The 14,807-nt window shown below is 67.8% G+C and carries 16 protein-coding genes and 1 pseudogene; 8 read left to right on the top strand and 9 right to left on the bottom strand.

Annotated features, from left to right (window positions below; all coding sequences use genetic code 11):
* Nucleotides 1-123 precede the first annotated feature (123 nt).
* Nucleotides 124-489 carry a helix-turn-helix domain-containing protein gene (locus AWQ68_RS03010; protein ID WP_169808841.1) on the bottom strand — a complete coding sequence of 122 codons (366 nt, stop codon included), beginning with the start codon at nt 487-489 and terminating at the stop codon, nt 124-126.
* Complete coding sequence (locus AWQ68_RS43400; RefSeq protein ID WP_169808840.1) at nt 476-1,096, bottom strand: hypothetical protein; 621 nt, start codon at nt 1,094-1,096, stop codon at nt 476-478. Before AWQ68_RS43400 ends, AWQ68_RS03010 begins: the two co-directional genes overlap by 14 nt.
* A 223-nt stretch (nt 1,097-1,319) precedes the next feature.
* Between AWQ68_RS43400 and AWQ68_RS45595 the strand changes: the two genes are divergently transcribed.
* On the top strand, nt 1,320-1,607 hold the full coding sequence (locus tag AWQ68_RS45595; protein ID WP_084463580.1) for a heavy-metal-associated domain-containing protein: 288 nt from the start codon (nt 1,320-1,322) through the stop codon (nt 1,605-1,607).
* 427 nt (nt 1,608-2,034) lie between these two features.
* Here the strand turns inward: AWQ68_RS45595 and AWQ68_RS41975 are convergent, their stop codons facing one another.
* Nucleotides 2,035-2,499 (bottom strand): hypothetical protein, encoded by a 465-nt coding sequence (locus AWQ68_RS41975; protein WP_157544803.1) that lies wholly within the window; start codon nt 2,497-2,499, stop codon nt 2,035-2,037.
* A gap of 173 nt (nt 2,500-2,672) precedes the next feature.
* On the opposite strand from AWQ68_RS41975, the gene AWQ68_RS02995 reads away from it, so the two are divergent.
* The 3 genes from AWQ68_RS02995 (at nt 2,673) to AWQ68_RS02985 (ending at nt 5,140) form a co-directional block, all read left to right on the top strand.
* Nucleotides 2,673-3,035 carry a hypothetical protein gene (locus AWQ68_RS02995; protein ID WP_066934021.1) on the top strand — a complete coding sequence of 121 codons (363 nt, stop codon included), beginning with the start codon at nt 2,673-2,675 and terminating at the stop codon, nt 3,033-3,035.
* A 285-nt stretch (nt 3,036-3,320) separates the two neighbouring features.
* The gene (locus tag AWQ68_RS02990) at nt 3,321-4,292 is read left to right on the top strand and encodes an ATP-binding cassette domain-containing protein (RefSeq protein WP_066934018.1); all 972 of its coding nucleotides are present in this window, start codon (nt 3,321-3,323) and stop codon (nt 4,290-4,292) included.
* Complete coding sequence (locus tag AWQ68_RS02985) at nt 4,289-5,140, top strand: ABC transporter permease (RefSeq protein ID WP_066934016.1); 852 nt, start codon at nt 4,289-4,291, stop codon at nt 5,138-5,140. Before AWQ68_RS02990 ends, AWQ68_RS02985 begins: the two co-directional genes overlap by 4 nt.
* A 6-nt stretch (nt 5,141-5,146) precedes the next feature.
* On the opposite strand, the gene AWQ68_RS02980 is transcribed toward AWQ68_RS02985, so the two are convergent.
* Nucleotides 5,147-8,257, bottom strand: a complete 3,111-nt coding sequence (locus AWQ68_RS02980; protein WP_066934013.1) for an ATP-binding protein — start codon at nt 8,255-8,257, stop codon at nt 5,147-5,149.
* Between the two features lie 547 nt (nt 8,258-8,804).
* Here AWQ68_RS02980 and AWQ68_RS02975 point away from each other — a divergent pair.
* Complete coding sequence (locus AWQ68_RS02975) at nt 8,805-9,182, top strand: VOC family protein (RefSeq protein ID WP_066934010.1); 378 nt, start codon at nt 8,805-8,807, stop codon at nt 9,180-9,182.
* Nucleotides 9,183-9,252: 70 nt separating this feature from the next.
* Here AWQ68_RS02975 and AWQ68_RS46355 read toward each other — a convergent pair whose 3' ends face one another.
* A complete protein-coding gene (locus tag AWQ68_RS46355; RefSeq protein ID WP_444543157.1) occupies nt 9,253-9,417 on the bottom strand; it encodes an Imm32 family immunity protein in 165 nt (54 codons plus the stop codon).
* Between the two features lie 363 nt (nt 9,418-9,780).
* Here AWQ68_RS46355 and AWQ68_RS02970 point away from each other — a divergent pair, with 363 nt between their 5' ends.
* Complete coding sequence (locus AWQ68_RS02970) at nt 9,781-10,308, top strand: GNAT family N-acetyltransferase (RefSeq protein WP_066934007.1); 528 nt, start codon at nt 9,781-9,783, stop codon at nt 10,306-10,308.
* 282 nt (nt 10,309-10,590) lie between these two features.
* Here the strand turns inward: AWQ68_RS02970 and AWQ68_RS45590 are convergent, their stop codons facing one another.
* Entirely contained in the window at nt 10,591-10,716 is a 126-nt protein-coding gene (locus tag AWQ68_RS45590; protein ID WP_281217587.1) for a hypothetical protein, read from the bottom strand.
* Between the two features lie 239 nt (nt 10,717-10,955).
* Nucleotides 10,956-11,273 (bottom strand): hypothetical protein, encoded by a 318-nt coding sequence (locus AWQ68_RS02965; RefSeq protein ID WP_157544801.1) that lies wholly within the window; start codon nt 11,271-11,273, stop codon nt 10,956-10,958.
* A 418-nt stretch (nt 11,274-11,691) separates the two neighbouring features.
* Between AWQ68_RS02965 and AWQ68_RS46055 the strand changes: the two genes are divergently transcribed.
* Nucleotides 11,692-11,928 (top strand): transposase, encoded by a 237-nt coding sequence (locus AWQ68_RS46055; RefSeq protein WP_373281487.1) that lies wholly within the window; start codon nt 11,692-11,694, stop codon nt 11,926-11,928.
* Here AWQ68_RS46055 and AWQ68_RS02960 read toward each other — a convergent pair.
* A complete protein-coding gene (locus tag AWQ68_RS02960) occupies nt 11,886-12,308 on the bottom strand; it encodes a DNA-binding protein (RefSeq protein ID WP_218006750.1) in 423 nt (140 codons plus the stop codon). The two genes, AWQ68_RS46055 and AWQ68_RS02960, sit on opposite strands and share 43 nt — an antisense overlap.
* A gap of 83 nt (nt 12,309-12,391) precedes the next feature.
* Between AWQ68_RS02960 and AWQ68_RS46435 the strand changes: the two are divergent.
* Nucleotides 12,392-12,562: pseudogene (locus tag AWQ68_RS46435) on the top strand (site-specific integrase); the annotation flags it as partial.
* A gap of 657 nt (nt 12,563-13,219) precedes the next feature.
* Here AWQ68_RS46435 and AWQ68_RS02950 read toward each other — a convergent pair.
* Nucleotides 13,220-14,725, bottom strand: coding sequence for a dolichyl-phosphate-mannose--protein mannosyltransferase (locus AWQ68_RS02950; protein WP_245655714.1), 1,506 nt, complete (start codon nt 14,723-14,725; stop codon nt 13,220-13,222).
* Nucleotides 14,726-14,807 lie beyond the last annotated feature (82 nt).

Genomic DNA, 14,807 nt, shown 5'->3' with positions numbered 1-14,807 from the left:
CGGTTTCAAGTAGAAGCAGGGTGAAGCAGGGTGAACGGCGGTTCCTGGGAGATGTTCCGGGGGCCGCCGTTCGCTATGGGAGATGGGTGCCGGCGGGGAGTTCGCCGTGTCACACCCGGTTCGTCAGTCGAGCCAGCCGAGTCGAGCCGCGCGCACCCCCGCCTGGAACCGGCTGCCTGCTCCGAGCATCGTCGTGAGCTCACCCACCAGGCGGGTCACCGTACGCGTCGAGACACCGAGGCTGCGGGCGATGGCGTCGTCCTTGGCACCGGCGGCAAGTTGGCGCAGCACGGCTCGTTGCTGCTCGGTGAGTGCCGCGTCGTCCGCGGAGCGCGGGACGTCGATCAACTCGGACGCGTTCGTCCAGCAGAAGTCGTAAAGCGCTGCGAGAGACCTGACCACGTCACGTCCGCGGATCAGTACGGCGCCGCGCTCCAGATCCTCGGGGTCGGCCTGCATGACCGCGACCTGCCGGTCATAGATGAGCATCCGGGTCGGGATCACCGGCGCGACCCGGACCTCCATCCCCTCGTCCCTCCGTGCTCGCAGCCGGTCGCGGAACATCGGGTTGGAGAGCATCACCTGGGCGTGCAGATCGCGCTCCCGCGCCTCGGCCCATGCGGCGCCTGATGCGGGCGTCGCCGGTGTCCAGCTGCTCCGGAGTCCAGGTCGCCGCCGGGTGCATTGTCATCACTTCCAGCTGGGCCAGGTCCGCCAGTTCGTCGATCCGGTTGTTGAGCGCCGCCAACCGCTCGCGCTCGTAGAACTCGACGCGGAGGTCGTCGTTCGCATGCCGTGTGAACCCGAGGTAGTTCTGCGCGAGGGAGGCGACCATGACGTGTTGTTCGACCAGCCGGTCCAGTGCGCGGTGGCTGTGCTGAAGGCCGCGGGCCAGCGCCGTGGCCGCGTCGACGGTGGTCTCCGTCTCGATGTCCAGCAGGCCGAGGCGTACCAGGCCGTCCTGGGCCTGCCTGAGATCGTCGACTGACAATCCGAGTTGCTCTGTGGCCTCCGCGAGGGATTCGCCCTGCTCGTGCATCCGGGCGTACAGCATTCGGACATGGCGCTCTTTCTCGGCATGAGACGCATCGGTCACCGGCCCCGGCACTCCCGTTTCGGTATCGAGGGTGCGACAACGATGACACCGGGCGCTTCTCCCACCAAATTCGGACGATCAATGCCCGGGATGGCTGATTCACGCCATGGCGTGCTCCGGAAGCCTCGTCCACCACCATTCGCCTCTGGACTGGGGCAGGCTCTTTGGCGGCGGAATCGACAGGAACGCCTCCCCATTCACGTCTCGATCTAGGGAGATCGGTGTGATCACCATTGCCTACAGCCTGGTCGGCTACCACGTCACTGGTCTGTCCTCCGCGACCTGCGAGCATTGCGTGGCCGCGATCAAGGCCGACCTCATCAGGGTGCCCGGCATCGTAGGTGTGGAGGTGGATCCCGCCGCCGGAAAGGTCAGCGTTCTCACGAATCGCGCGGTGGAGGAGGACCTCGTTCGTGCGGCAATGGATCTGGCGGGCTGCGAGATCGTCGGATCCGCGATCGAGGAGGGAGGCAAGGACGCTGGTCCCACCCCGGTCCCCGCCCCGGCCTGACGGCAGGTTCCTTCGTTTGGTGTGCTGGACCGGCACATAGCGAAGACCCGTTCGCCTCGGCCGGCGAGGATCGCACTGGTTCCGGCAGCGCTCGCCAGCTGATCAACGGGGAGGGTCTTGTGGATGGAGCGCGAACGGTGAACCCATGAGCTGGTGGCAAGGGCTGCTCGGGTGCACCGCAGACGCGGTCTCCGGTGTGGCGTCCTTGTCCGGTCCAGCTCAGCGCATTGAACGTGCCGAGCCCGGCCGTCACGCCACCGACCTGCTGTTCAACGTCGTGGCCGCCCAGGTGCGCTGCCGCGCCATCGCAGACGGGGGCACCTGGGCGGTCGCTGACCTGCCTCCTGGCACTCGGGACGATCGCCGTCCTTTTCATGGCCCGCTAATGGCCCGGTGGCGATTACGCATCGGGCCCCTGCTCGATCAGCTAAGGAAGTTGTTCTCGGAGACCCAACCACTCATCAAGCTCCGTTGTCGTGGGCGTCTTCGACAGATAGCCGCGGATGCTCTGAGCTGGCGCCAGCAGGCTCTTGCATTGACGGAGGGTCAGGATCTCCGATCGGGGCCGCTGTTGCCAGTTGGCGGCCCATGTTGCGGCTCGTTCTCTTCGCAGAGGAAGGGCAGCCAGGATGTCCGCGGCCAGTGCGTCGGGGTTCCAAAGGGATGAGCCCGTGGGGCCGAGGTCATCGATCAACCCTGCGCGCAGGTGGAATCGGCTCACATTGGCGGTGATCGCGTCCAAACCTGCGGCCTCAGCTCTGCCAAGCGCGTACATGGCCGTCTCCGCCCACATTCGCTGTCCTTCACCCTGCTCGGGCTGACGGGCGTAGAAGCTGTTCAGCTCCCACACCGCGAGCCAGTGGTTGATGAGTCCAGGAGGAGAGTCCACCACGAGGTCACTTTCTCATGCGCGGTGCGCAAGCCTTCGCCTGCCTGATCACCCCGTGTGCCGTCGATCGGCGGCCGGTGCCCGGCTTGCCCTGCGACGATGGCGGGCGAGGTGATCAGGCGCGGCTGGTTTCGACATGGAGATATTCGTACAAAGGATCAGAGAGAGGCGGAGCGGTGATCAGTTTCGACGGAGCCTTCTACACGATCGCAGACCCTCGGTTTGAGATGACCATTCCGGCTTGGGAAGGCTATGCGCCGGACACGGCCAGAGAGGCGGACGCCACGATCACCTTTCCCGACGGCTCCCGCAGATACGCGACCTTCATGACCTTGGACGTGATTCAGAAGCTCATGGACAAGGATGCACGTACAGGCGAGTCCCTCGGCGGCCGGTACTTCTGGTGCTCCGACCTGATCATCATCAGGGAGGCCGGCTTCGTGGGAATGGCGGCTGCGGTTCGTGACCTGGTCGAGTCCGGAGAGATCGTGCAAGCCTGTGGCCTTCTTGACCCCGTTGACGATGCCAGAGAGCAGTGAACGCTTCGAGAGCGGAGCGGATGACGGGAATCCAACCGGCGCTGACAGATGGGAGCTGCATCGATCACGTCCTGATAGGGCGCTGAGCTGGGCAGAGTGCCGGTCCTAGTGACCATGGTTCACCTCTTTCGATGCGGAACCGGGTGGGGCGGGCCGACCGCGATGAGGGCCGCGGGTGAAACCGGCAGATCGGAGGCGAAACCACCGTGAAGCCGCGATGAAGCCGACAACGCGGAAGCTCTCCTCGGACGCCGGGAGGTACCCGGCGGAGAGAGGAGACGCGTCATGGCGGACCTCAGTGCCGTCCGGGCCGAGAGTCTGGTCAAGAACTTCGGAGACTTCCGGGCCGTGGATGAAATCGATCTTCACGTACGGCAAGGCGAGATCTTCGGAGTCCTGGGCCCCAACGGAGCAGGTAAGACCACCACGCTCCGGATGCTCGCCACCCTGCTCCCGATCGACGGCGGCCACGCGGAGATCTTCGGCGTCGACGTCCGGCGGGAACCCCACCGCATCCGACAGCTGGTAGGCGTCACCGGCCAGTACGCCTCGGTGGACGAGGACCTGACCGCCCGGGAGAACCTCTGGCTGTTCGCCCGTCTACAAGGCCTGCCCGGCACCCGGGCCAAGGCCATCGCCGGCGAGCTACTCGAACGCTTCGGCCTCCAGGAGGCGGCCGACCGTCCCCTGTCGCAGTTCAGCGGTGGCATGCGCCGCCGCCTGGATCTCGCGTCAAGCCTGATCACCCGCCCGCCCCTGATCTTCCTGGACGAGCCCACGACCGGTCTCGATCCAAGAACCCGGGGCCAGATGTGGGACACCATCCGCGAGCTGGTCACCGACGGCTCCACGATCCTCCTCACCACCCAGTACCTGGACGAGGCCGACCAGCTGGCCGACCGCGTAGCCGTGATCGACCGAGGCCGAAAGGTCGCCGAGGACACCCCCGACGCCCTGAAGACCCAGGTCGGCGACTCGACCCTGCAGCTCAGCCTCGCCGACGGCTCCGACATCGCCCTGGCCGCGAACGTCGTCCGCCGACTGCTGGGCGAGGAGCCGGTCCTGACCCCGGAATCAGGACGCATGAACATCCCCCTCCCCGATCCCAACCGGGCCGCGGACGTCCTGATCGGCCTGCGGGAAGCAGGCCTCGGCATCTCCTCGGTGAGCGTCGCCAAACCGACGCTGGACGAGGTCTTCCTGGCGCTGACCGGCCACGGCGCCGACGACGAACCCCAGATGGAGGCGGCCCGATGACCACCACGAGCACCATGACCGCGACCACCCACAACCCTCGGCGCGTCGATCCGTCCGCCGCGGTCGCCCGCACCACGTCCCGCAGTTCCGTCCAGGAGACCTGGATCCAGATCCTGGCGATGGCGCGGCGAGCCCTGAAGAAGATGCGCCGCAAGCCCGAGCAGTTCTTCGACGTCCTCATCCAGCCTTTGCTGTTCACCGCGATGTTCGCGTTCATCTTCGGCGGCGCGATCTCCGGCAGCGTGTCGGACTACCTCCCGGTACTGATCCCCGGCATCCTCGCCCAGACGGCCCTGACCGTCTGCATGGCGACCGGCGTGCAGTTGCGCGAAGACATGGACAAGGGGGTGTTCGACCGCTTCAAGTCCCTGCCGATCGCGAGGATCGCCCCCCTGGCCGGGCCGATGATCGCCGACCTGATCCGGTACGGCATCGCGTCGGTGCTGACGCTCGCCAGCGGCCTGGCCATCGGTTATCGTCCCGGCGGCGGTGTGCTGGGCTGCGTCGGGGGCGTCGCACTCACTGTGATCTCAGGTTGGTCACTGGCGTGGATCTTCACCTGGCTGGGCACGATGGCGCGTTCCGCGCAGAGCGTCCAGGGCATCTCGATGATGATCATGTTCCCGCTCACGTTCCTGTCCAACGCCTTCGTCCCCGCCGAGACGCTGCCCGGGTGGCTGCAGGCGTTCGTGAAGGTCAACCCGGTGTCGCACGTCGTCTCCGCGGTGCGCGACCTGTTCAACGACGGGGCCGTGACGGCCGAGGTCGGCTGGGCGGTCATCGGCTGCGTGGCCGTCGTCGCGATCTTCGCTCCACTGGCGGTCCGCTCGTACTCCCGCAAGATGTAGACGGTGTCAGATGACTCGCCCCAGGACGGTACGGGCCTCGGCCAGCAGGTCGGGGCCGCGTCGTTCGCCGTATTCGTCCTCGATCCGCGAAATGACGCCGGGGGCGATCCGTTCGGCGTGCGCGGACAGTACCGACCACTGGATCGTCGGGGTGAATTGGTTGTAGGCGAACCGGTCGGCGAACACGAGCAGCCGGACGGCCTCCTCGGCGGGCAGCGCCCCCTTCAGCAGGCCCCAGATGCCCAGCCCGGCGAGCACCATCCCCACCACCGGGTAGTCCCTGAACGTGTGGTCCAGGTCGAAGGTGAGCCGGACCTTGGTTCGCAGCGACTCGAAGAGGTCCACGCCGTCGTCGCCCTCGCCGTACTGCGCGAACGCCGAGAGCGCGATGGCCTCGCCCAGGAGGGTCCACGTTGTGAAACCGTCCGGCGTGCCCGGGACGCGCAGGTTCCGGAGCATCTCGGCGGTCTGGCGGTGCTGCCGCAGTCCCTCGGCGATGTCGCCGTCGACGAGGGCCAGCTGGGCTCTGCCGACGGCGACCGACAGGACCGCGCCGTAGGTGCCCTCGGAAACGAGCGCCTCCAGGTCGTCGATCATCCGCGAGGCCTCGTCGCGGCGCCCCTCAGTGAGCGCCGCCATGGCGAGGGCGGCGCGGAGCTGGATGGCGTCGTCCACCGCCCCGAGGCGTTCGAGCACGGGGAGCGCCTCGGCGGCATGCCCGGAGGCCGACGCGGAGTCACCGACGTGCGCGTACAGACCGGCCAGCTGGGTGTGCAGCACCGCCCGGAGCCAGGGACCGCCGTCGTCACCGACGAGCTGGAGGGAGGCCCGGGCCGCTTCGATCGCGCCGACCGGGTCGCCGACGTTCTCCCGGCCATGGCTCAGCCAGTGCAGCGCGATCTGGCGGATCACGGGGTCGGGATCGGCGATCAGCGTGTCGAAGCCGTTCTCGGGGTCCGCCACCGTGGTGAGCAGCGCGGTCACCAGCGCCCGGACGCCCGGGTTCGCCGAGTCGGCGCCCAGCGCGGACAACATCTGTGCCAGCCCCCCGATCTCTTCGGAGGAGACGATGACGGTGGTGAACAGCGCCATGCTCAGGGCCACCCGGGTGCGGTCGAGGAGCCGGAGCGGTGGTGTCCAGCCGGTCAGCGCGGCGGTGAGGGCCGGGGTGAGGACGATGCCGCGCGGATGCTCTCCGCGGATCGTCCAGTAGCCGCCCAGAGCGGAGAACAGCACCACCACCGCTTCCGGGTCGGGGTCGGCGAGAGCCTCGCGCAGGATGTCCGCGAGGTTCGTCTCCTCCGAACGCAGCCGGTCCACCGCGTCGACCTGCTCCGGCGAGTACAGCCGCACACCGTGCCGGTCGGCGTAACCGACGGCCCACGCGCGCACGGCGGCCCGCGCCTCGGCGGTCTCGCCGGCCGCGGCCAGCCGCACCCGGCCGAACTCGCGCACCGTCTCCAGCATGCGGTACCGGACGCCGTCGGCCGTCTCCACGACGGTGAGCAGGGACTGCTCCACGAGCTCCTCGACGTCGCCGAGAGCGTCACCGCCGAGCACCTCCTCCGCCGCGTCGAGGGCGAAGCCGTCCGGGAAGGCCGCGAGGCGGCGCAGGGCGCGGCGCTGCCGCTCACCGAGAAGGTTCCAGGACCAGTCGATCACCGCGAGCAGCGTCTGGTGCCGTGAGGGCGCGCTCCGGTCGCCGCCGCGCAGCAGCGCGAACCTGTCTTCCAGCCGGCGGGCGATCTCGACCGGTGACATCACCCTCACCTTCGCGGCGGCCAGTTCGATCGCGAGCGGAAGGCCGTCCAGGCGGGCCACGACGGCGCGCACGTCCTCCTCGTCGAGGCGTACGCCGGGCCGGGCCGCGGTCGCGCGGTCGCGGAACAGCTCGACGGCGTCGCCGGTTCCCAGTTGGGGCAGCGGGTAGACGCGTTCGGCGGCGATCGCCAGCGGCGAGCGGGTCGTGGTGAGGACGCGGAGCTCCCGCGTGGTCGCGGTCAGATAGGCGACCAGGTCGGCGACCGCCTCCACCAGATGCTCACAGTTGTCGAGCACCAGCAGCGTCGGGGCCAAGTCGAGCTGCTGGGCGATCCGGGCGCGGACATCGGCGCGCTGCTGCGGGGTGAGCGTGCGGCGCCCGGTCACCGAGTCGCGGACGCCGAGCGCCGACCCGACCTCGCCGACCAGGTCCTCGGGCGCGGTCACGCCGACCAGCTCGACGAAGTGCACCACCGGCTGCGGGGCCTCGCGGGCGACGGCATGGCCGAGCCGGGTCTTGCCGAGCCCGCCCGGGCCGAGGACCGAGACCACCCGGGAGGCGGCGAGCAGCGCCCGTACCTGTCGGAGGTCGTCGTCGCGGCCGAGCAGCGGGGTCGTGTCGAACCGCACGCCGACACGTACGGGGCTGTCGAGCGCCAGCAGCTCCTGGTGGACCCGCCGCAGCTCCGTGCCGACGTCGGCGCCGACCCGCTCACGCAGGTCCGACCGGTAGCGCTCGAAGCGGTCCAGCGCGGCGCCCGTCCCGCGCACCGCCGCCTCGCTGCGCAGGAGGTCGGCGAGCAGCCCCTCGTCCTCGGGGTGGACGCGCACGGCCTCCTCGAGCCCGGGTAGGGCGGGGCCGTGGTCGCCGCTCCGGCTCCGGGCCCGGGCGAGCACGAGCCGCGCGTACGTCAGGTCGCGTTCTGCGCGCCGGCGCACCTCGGCCAGCGGGCCGGCGCCCTCCGGTGGCAGCGCCCCGACGCCCAGCGCGAGCGCCTCCTCCGCCGCCGCGGCCCCCGCGGCCGGATTCTCGACGAGCAGCGCCCACGCCCGGCCCGCCAGATCGTGCAGCCGGCCGGCGTCGATCCGGCCGGGCGGAACCTCGAGCCGGTAGCCGCCCCCTTCCGTGACCAGCGCCTCCGACCCCACGACCGACCTGGTCCGAGACACCAGGACCTGCAGCGCTTTCGCTGGATTGGCCGGTTCGTCGTCCCCCCACACGTCCGCGACGAGCCGGTCCGCGTTCACGGTGCGGCAGGCGAGTGCGAGGGCTGCGAGCAGCGCCTGAGACCTTTCGCCGACCACCGGCTGCCCCCGCCACCGCACACCGTCGAGCAGGCTCAGGTGGATCGGCATGGCGCAAGTCTAGGCTTCGCCGAGCCACTCACTCGTTCTCACCTTTGACCCGCAGGCGCAATGCTCCCCCGGGTCGGGCGCTGGGCTCCAGGACCGGGTGGCCCGGATGGGGCACGACAACGTCAGGGCCGCGATGATCTATCAGGACGCCGTACGCGGCGCGGACAAGGGGATCACGTCGCGATTGAGCGACAGGTCATCGGGCGCGATAACGACGAGGGCGACGACAACGCAGCGAGGCGCCGTCTGGGCCGCGCGCAGCAGGGCTTGATTTGTCAGACACGACCCAGGGCCGAGGCAAGGCCTCGTTCGCCCGGGCGAGGAACCGCTCGACTCCGCGGGGGTTCTTCAGCACGTGGAGTTCGGCGGCGTCCGCGTGTTCGGCGATCGCGTCCATAGTCCCTACGACGTTTCGCGCGAGTGCGGCCCGCACGTTTTCCCCTCAGCGCATCCCGTATGCCCGCATCCCGTATGCCGTCGGCCCATCGCGAAGCGACAGCGGCCGGACGATGATCGATTCTAGGGTTGTCTACGTACACTGTCGGGCATGGCATGCCGCATCAGTGAGCTGGTCATCGACGCCGCCGACCCCGACCGGCTCGCCGCATTCTGGAGCGAGGTTCTCGGCTACGTCGAACTCGGCCGGGAGGACGACGGAAGCATCGAGATCGGGCCGCCTGACGCCGGCTTCGGCGGCCTGCAGCCCACCCTCGTCCTCAGCCCCAGCAGCGACCCGCGGACCGGGAAGCTCCGACTGCACATCGACGTCAACCCCACCGACCGCGACCAGGACGCCGAGCTGGAGCGGCTGCTCGCTCTCGGCGCCAAGCCCGTCGACGTCGGCCAGACCGGCACCGAGAACTGGCACGTCCTGGCCGACCCGGAAGGCAACGAATTCTGCCTCCTGCACACCCGGCTGAGGTGAGCCTCGGGGCGGGAGTGAGCGTGGTTGACCCCTCGTCACCCTGCCTAATCGCCCGCTAATGGCCCGACGGTCACTGGTTCCATTCAGCGTGATCGAGCACGAGGTTCACCGAACCAGGCGTTAGTTGTCCTGCTGATACTTCTAGATGGAAGTGCGCGCTCAAGGGTGTATCGGACTCGGAAAGTGTGAGAAGAAGTTCAGCAAGAGAGCGAAGTGCGATCTTGTCTCCCCCGATTACGACCCCGTTGTCGTATGTCCGGACGGTCAGTCGGTGATCCAGGGGCCATGATCGCGCGGCTCTGTAGTCGCGGCCAGATACGGAGGGGCGAGTGGGGGAGGTGCGGCCACGTCAGGATGATCGTTCACGCTGTCAGTGTCTACGGTTATGTGCCCACGCATACGACCGCCCGACTGGTCATTCCGTATGCCGTCAACCCGCCCGCAGGGGCAGCAGGACAGGGCCAGGGGGCAAGGTGGAGCGCCCACGGACGAACGACCTTGACCCCTGGCTCTGGTCTGCTCGGCTTGTCCCGGGTCGACGGGGGACAGGAGTCAGGCCCCTACCTTCACGAAGAGACGACGCCATGGAGAAGATCACATGACGGATCGAATCAGACTCGCCACGCAGCAAGATGCCCCGGTCCTGGCCAGGGTCCAGAGGGCATCATGGCATGCGGCCTTCCGTGGGCTTCTGTCGGACGATTACCTGGACGGTCTCGACCACGAGACGCTGGCGAAGACGTGGGAAGGCCTGCTGACCCATTTCGAGGGCGCGCGGGCAGGCACCTTGCTCGTCGAGCAGACGGACCGCGTTGTTGGATACTCGCGTTTCTATCCCACCGACGACGAGGACGACGACTCCGTGCAGGTGGGCATGATCGGCTCGATCTACACGCTCCCCGAGGTCTGGGGCACCGGTGTGGGCAAAGCGTTGATCATCGCCGTCCTTGGCGCAATGTCGTCGGCCGGATATGCCGAGGCAACCCTCTGGGTCCTCGAAGGAAACACGCGAGCACGCTCCTTCTACGAGCGAAATGGCTGGCATCACGATGGTGCGCTCGTCGTTGACCGCAGTGACGTCCTGCCAATCAGGAAGTTGCGCTACCGCAAGGGGCTCAACCGCTGACGGACGAGGCCACACGGCACTTGCTCATGCGGCGGGTAGCTCGGGCCGTAGGGAGGCGCTGAGGCGAGCGCCTCCGCCGTAGTGACATCGATCTCGATGCGGGGACCGTAGGCGTCCGGGCGGCCTTCATCGAGCGCTCTACGGGTGAGCTGGTTCTCGGTCTTCGGCTTGTCCTGGGCGACGTTGGCGGACGATCAGCCTCCGCAACCACCTACGGTCCTCCTTCGTGCGCGGGCGATCACCCCGGAGCCGGAGGCCTCCGCCGGAGGCATCTCTTGGTGATCAGTCCTTACGGCGGCGCAGTATCCAGAACACCGTCACCATGACGGTAGGCAATGCGAGCAGTGAAGCGGTGAGGACAGCTCCGATGATGAGGTCCTGGCTGTTCCAGAGCCGAAGGTCGTCCACGGGGAGAAGGCTATCTGCCTGGAGCGGGATCCAAACGGATCGGGCACGTAACGGGCACGGAAGATCGAGCTGGATGGCGGGCGGGGTGATCAGGCCCCTACCTCAGCCCGCTACGGCGGGCCATGATGAGTAGGCCTTGGTGATCATCCGGAGCCGGAGTTCCCCGCGGAAGGCACAAGAACGCTAGCCCACGTGATGGGAGAGGCGCGGCCGGCGGATGCCCGCGAGCCCCCCGAGCCTCAGCACCATTCCTCGATGTAGAGCAGACGTTGCCCAGCTTCATCGCCGAACTCGTAGCCCATGTACACGATGTCAGAGGCCGCAGACTCAACCATGAATGCATAGTTCCGGCGTACCAGCTCCGACAGAGCGCCCCGATCCTCGTCTATGACCCACCGCAAGTCAAAGCCGCCGGATTCGCCTAGCAATACCGGAACATCGCGGCGACGCATCAGGCTTCGGACAGTCCTGGGGTCAAGCTTGCGCCTCCGCACTTGCCAGGTGCGACCGTCGGGATCGGTCAGTTCCCCCGCAGAGCCGGGGCTCAGTCCAGCCATGTCACGAGTTTCGCCTACTTTGTGCTCGGCATACATTCTGCGGCGGCCCGCAAGCGCGGGCCCGCGAGGCGGCGCGCAGCGCCGCCTTTGACGCTGAGACGGTGCGTATTCGGGCGGCCTTCGTCGAACGGTCCACGGGGGACACCAACCGAACGGGCACGCAACGGGCGCGCACCTTCTGATCCGTAGGTCCCAAACGACCTCCAGGATTGTTTAGAGTCGTTCACCGTACTGGTTGTCAACGATCTGGCCGTTCAGGGCCGTCCAACTCGGTTCCTGATCGTTCAGCCGGGTGCGGGCGGCTCCCACGGGGACTCCCAAAGACTTGCGTTCTACAGGCATCGAAGCCATGCGACCAGTGGATATCCGCCCTGAGCTTCCCTCCTAGCGTGGAGACCGAACCGGGAGAGGTTTGGTCGTGGCAGGTACCACGAGGCGCCGCTTTGATCCGGAGTTTCGGGCTGGAGCGATGCGCATCGTCAAGGAGACCGGCAAACCGGTCTCGCGCGTCGCGCGGGACCTTGGTATCAACGAGTACGCACACGCCCGGCCGCGGGCGGACGTAGGGCCGCGAGGCGGCGTGGAGCGCCGCCGCTTGATCGCCCAAGCAAACTACGCCTGGCTCGCCTCCACACGGCCGGCCAGCCGTTCATAGCGTTGTTGGGCTGCCTGGGCGGTACCGAGCCCTAACCCGAAGGCGATCTCCTGCCAAGTGAGGCCACGGCCTCGTGCGATAAGCAGCAGGGCGGCCTCCAACTGGTCCATCTCGGCCCGCACGAGCGGGATGAGGGTGAGTGCGGCGGTGATGTCGGCTTGGTCGACCTCCGGCTCGTCGTCGTCGTGCTGTGCAGTCCCCGCGGCGAGGAACGACACCAGCCTGACAGCCTCATGCGCGCCGAGGACTTGTGGATGGACCTGACGATCGCGCTGGTCTCGCGTCGCTGCGTGCCGTTCGGCGATGCGGGCGAGGGCGGCGTACACGCGGTGCGCCCGCACCTGATCGGGATTTTGCGGAGTGAATGGATCTTCGGACATGCGCCCAGGATGGACCATGAACAGTCTATTGTCAACGATTCGTTGAAACACTCGGCAATGGTGTGTCGGCTTCGATGGCGGCCAAGGCGTACCGGCTGCTGCGGGCGGTGCTGATGACGGCCGTCAAGGACAACTAGATCATCCCCGCCAACCCGTGCCGGATCCGCGGGGCCGGCGACGAGCATCCCGAGGAACGCCCGGTGCTCACTGTGGCCCAGGTCTTCGAGCTGGCCGAGAGGGTAGGCCGTCGTCCAGTCGGCAACGTTCGCAAGCTCAGGAACCGTGCCTACCGGCTGAGCTTCCAGCGGCACGGCGAGATGCGCAGCCATCCCGAGGTCTTCACGACAAGAGGTGATGCCGAGCGGGCGCTGTGGAAGATGGGCATGAATGGCCGGGCCGACTGCACGCAGGACCGGCGGTTCCGCGCCCTGGTCCTGCTGGCGACCTTCGCGAGCCTGAGATGGGGTGAGGTGAGTGCGCTCCGCCGTAGTGACGCCTTTCTTACCGAGGTGGTCCGCCGTCCGGTCACGGAGCGCATCGAACAGTCCCGGCGATCCGGCACCAGCTTCGCCGGCATCGTGGTCGGAACGGTTGTGATCATCGACGCGCGTCGGGGCACTGTCGATGGAGATGATCTGGTGGCGTACTTCGACATCCAGATCGGCGCACCGCTGGCCGCGACCTGATCGCGCCGGCCCGAGTAATACATCGGACCGCTGATAGCGTGGCGGCTCCTCATGATCGGCTGACCTGGCACTCGAGTGAAGGCCGTGGAGGTGATCAAGGGCCGGGTTGGGATGTGCTCCCTGGTCTGGGCCTTCGCTCGTGGAGCGGGTGACGGGAATCGAACCCGACACGAGATATGCGCTGTCCGGCCAGATCAGGCGCCGTCTTCTCGACGAAAGTCCTCTTTAGATCCAGCCATTCTTGAAAAGCATTCGGTCGTACCAGTCCTGGTAGGGGATGACCTCACCACTGATGACGGGATAGAGCCACCAGAAGTTGGCCAGCGCGAACAGCGCGAAGGCGCCGACAGCTATAGATCCGATCAGTCGCCGCCTGCCTGGTACAGCCGGCCCAAGTATGAGGCCGCAGGCGAGCACGATCGCGAGGATCATGAACGGCAGCATCGGCAGCGCGTAGAACAGGTACATCGTCCGGTTGTCGGCGATCGCGTAGTAGAACCATGGCAGCCAGCCCGCGGCGTACGCCAGCAGCACCGCGCCGGCCCGCCAGTCGCGGGTCGCCACGTACCACGTGATCATGCCGATCATCGCGGCCAGGCCGCCGAACCAGATCACCGGGGTTCCGGTGCCCAGCACGGCCCACGAGCAGCGGTCGGCGCCGCAGGTCTTGGGCGACTCGTAGAAGAACGCCACAGGACGCAGCAGTAGTGGCCAGCTCCACGGCTCGGACTGGTAGGGGTGCGTCTCCTCCAACCCGGTGTGGAAGCTCAGCACCTGAAGCTGGTAGCTCAGCCACGAACGGAGCGAGTCGAAGACGAAGAAGACCGGGCCGCTCGACGTGGCCTGCTCCCACTTCCGGCCGTACCCCTTGTCGGAGGCGAACCAGCCCGCGAACGAGGAGACGTAAACGATGGCCGGCACCAGGGCCGTCCACGCCGCGGCCAACGGCACGTCCAGCCGGAGGGTCTCGCGGTACGGCCGGCGCAGCCCCACAGCGCGCCGCGCGCCCGCGTCCCACAGCAGCACCATGACCGCGAAGGCGGCGATGAACAGGATTGCGGTCCACTTCGTGGCGAGGCCCGCGCCCAGGCACAGTCCGGCCGCCAGCCGCCAGGGCCGCCAGCCGAGCCGGGGACCGACATCGAGCGAGGCGGCGGACTCGCGCCACTCGGACAGCGCCTCCCGCACCTTGTCCCGGTCGACCACCAGGCAGGCGAACCCGGCCAGGACCCAGAACATCAGGAAGTTGTCCAGCAGCGCCGTACGGGACAGCACGAAGTGCAGCGCGTCCAGCGACAGCAGGAACCCGGCCAGGCAGCCAAGTACGGTCGAGCGGGTCATTCTGCGGGCCAGCCGGGCCAGGACGAAGATCGAGATCGCTCCGACCAGCGCGGTGGCGAACCGCCAGCCGAACGGGTTCATCCCGAAGATCAGCTCGCCGACACCGATCATCCACTTGCCCAGCGGCGGGTGCACCACGTATCCGGCGCACTCGTCCACCTTGTCGCAGTGCTTGAAGATGTCGGTATTGCCGGCGACCAGCAGATCGTTGGCATTGTCGACGAACGCGCGCTCGACGCCGTATTTGATCGTCGAGAAGGCGTCCTTCGCGTACCACGTCTCGTCGAAGACGACCGCCTTGGGCGTGCCGAGGCGGTAGAAACGCAGGAAGGCGCCGAACAGCGCCACGATCAGCGGGCCGAGCCAGCCCCACAGTTCGCTGCCAGACATGGGGGGCACTAGCCGGTTCCGTACGGACAGCCGCGTGGCGGCATCCTGGTACCCACGGGAATGCTCAAACGCGCTATACGAG

It is taken from the genome of Microtetraspora fusca (assembly GCF_001570365.1).
GTDB classification, from domain to species: domain Bacteria; phylum Actinomycetota; class Actinomycetes; order Streptosporangiales; family Streptosporangiaceae; genus Microtetraspora; species Microtetraspora fusca.
The sequence above is the reverse complement of the archived record's forward strand: the minus strand, read 5'-3'. Positions and strand labels throughout refer to the sequence as shown.

What these genes read in the sequence shown, in the direction of transcription:
- AWQ68_RS02950 (WP_245655714.1), bottom strand. Translation starts at nt 14,725, where the DNA reads ATGTCTGGCAGCGAACTGTGGGGCTGGCTCGGCCCGCTGATCGTGGCG.
- AWQ68_RS02990 (WP_066934018.1), top strand. Translation starts at nt 3,321, where the DNA reads ATGGCGGACCTCAGTGCCGTCCGGGCCGAGAGTCTGGTCAAGAACTTC.
- AWQ68_RS02965 (WP_157544801.1), bottom strand. Translation starts at nt 11,273, where the DNA reads ATGGCTGGACTGAGCCCCGGCTCTGCGGGGGAACTGACCGATCCCGAC.
- AWQ68_RS02970 (WP_066934007.1), top strand. Translation starts at nt 9,781, where the DNA reads ATGACGGATCGAATCAGACTCGCCACGCAGCAAGATGCCCCGGTCCTG.
- AWQ68_RS02975 (WP_066934010.1), top strand. Translation starts at nt 8,805, where the DNA reads ATGGCATGCCGCATCAGTGAGCTGGTCATCGACGCCGCCGACCCCGAC.
- AWQ68_RS02985 (WP_066934016.1), top strand. Translation starts at nt 4,289, where the DNA reads ATGACCACCACGAGCACCATGACCGCGACCACCCACAACCCTCGGCGC.
- AWQ68_RS03010 (WP_169808841.1), bottom strand. Translation starts at nt 489, where the DNA reads ATGCTCATCTATGACCGGCAGGTCGCGGTCATGCAGGCCGACCCCGAG.
- AWQ68_RS02960 (WP_218006750.1), bottom strand. Translation starts at nt 12,308, where the DNA reads ATGTCCGAAGATCCATTCACTCCGCAAAATCCCGATCAGGTGCGGGCG.
- AWQ68_RS02980 (WP_066934013.1), bottom strand. Translation starts at nt 8,257, where the DNA reads ATGCCGATCCACCTGAGCCTGCTCGACGGTGTGCGGTGGCGGGGGCAG.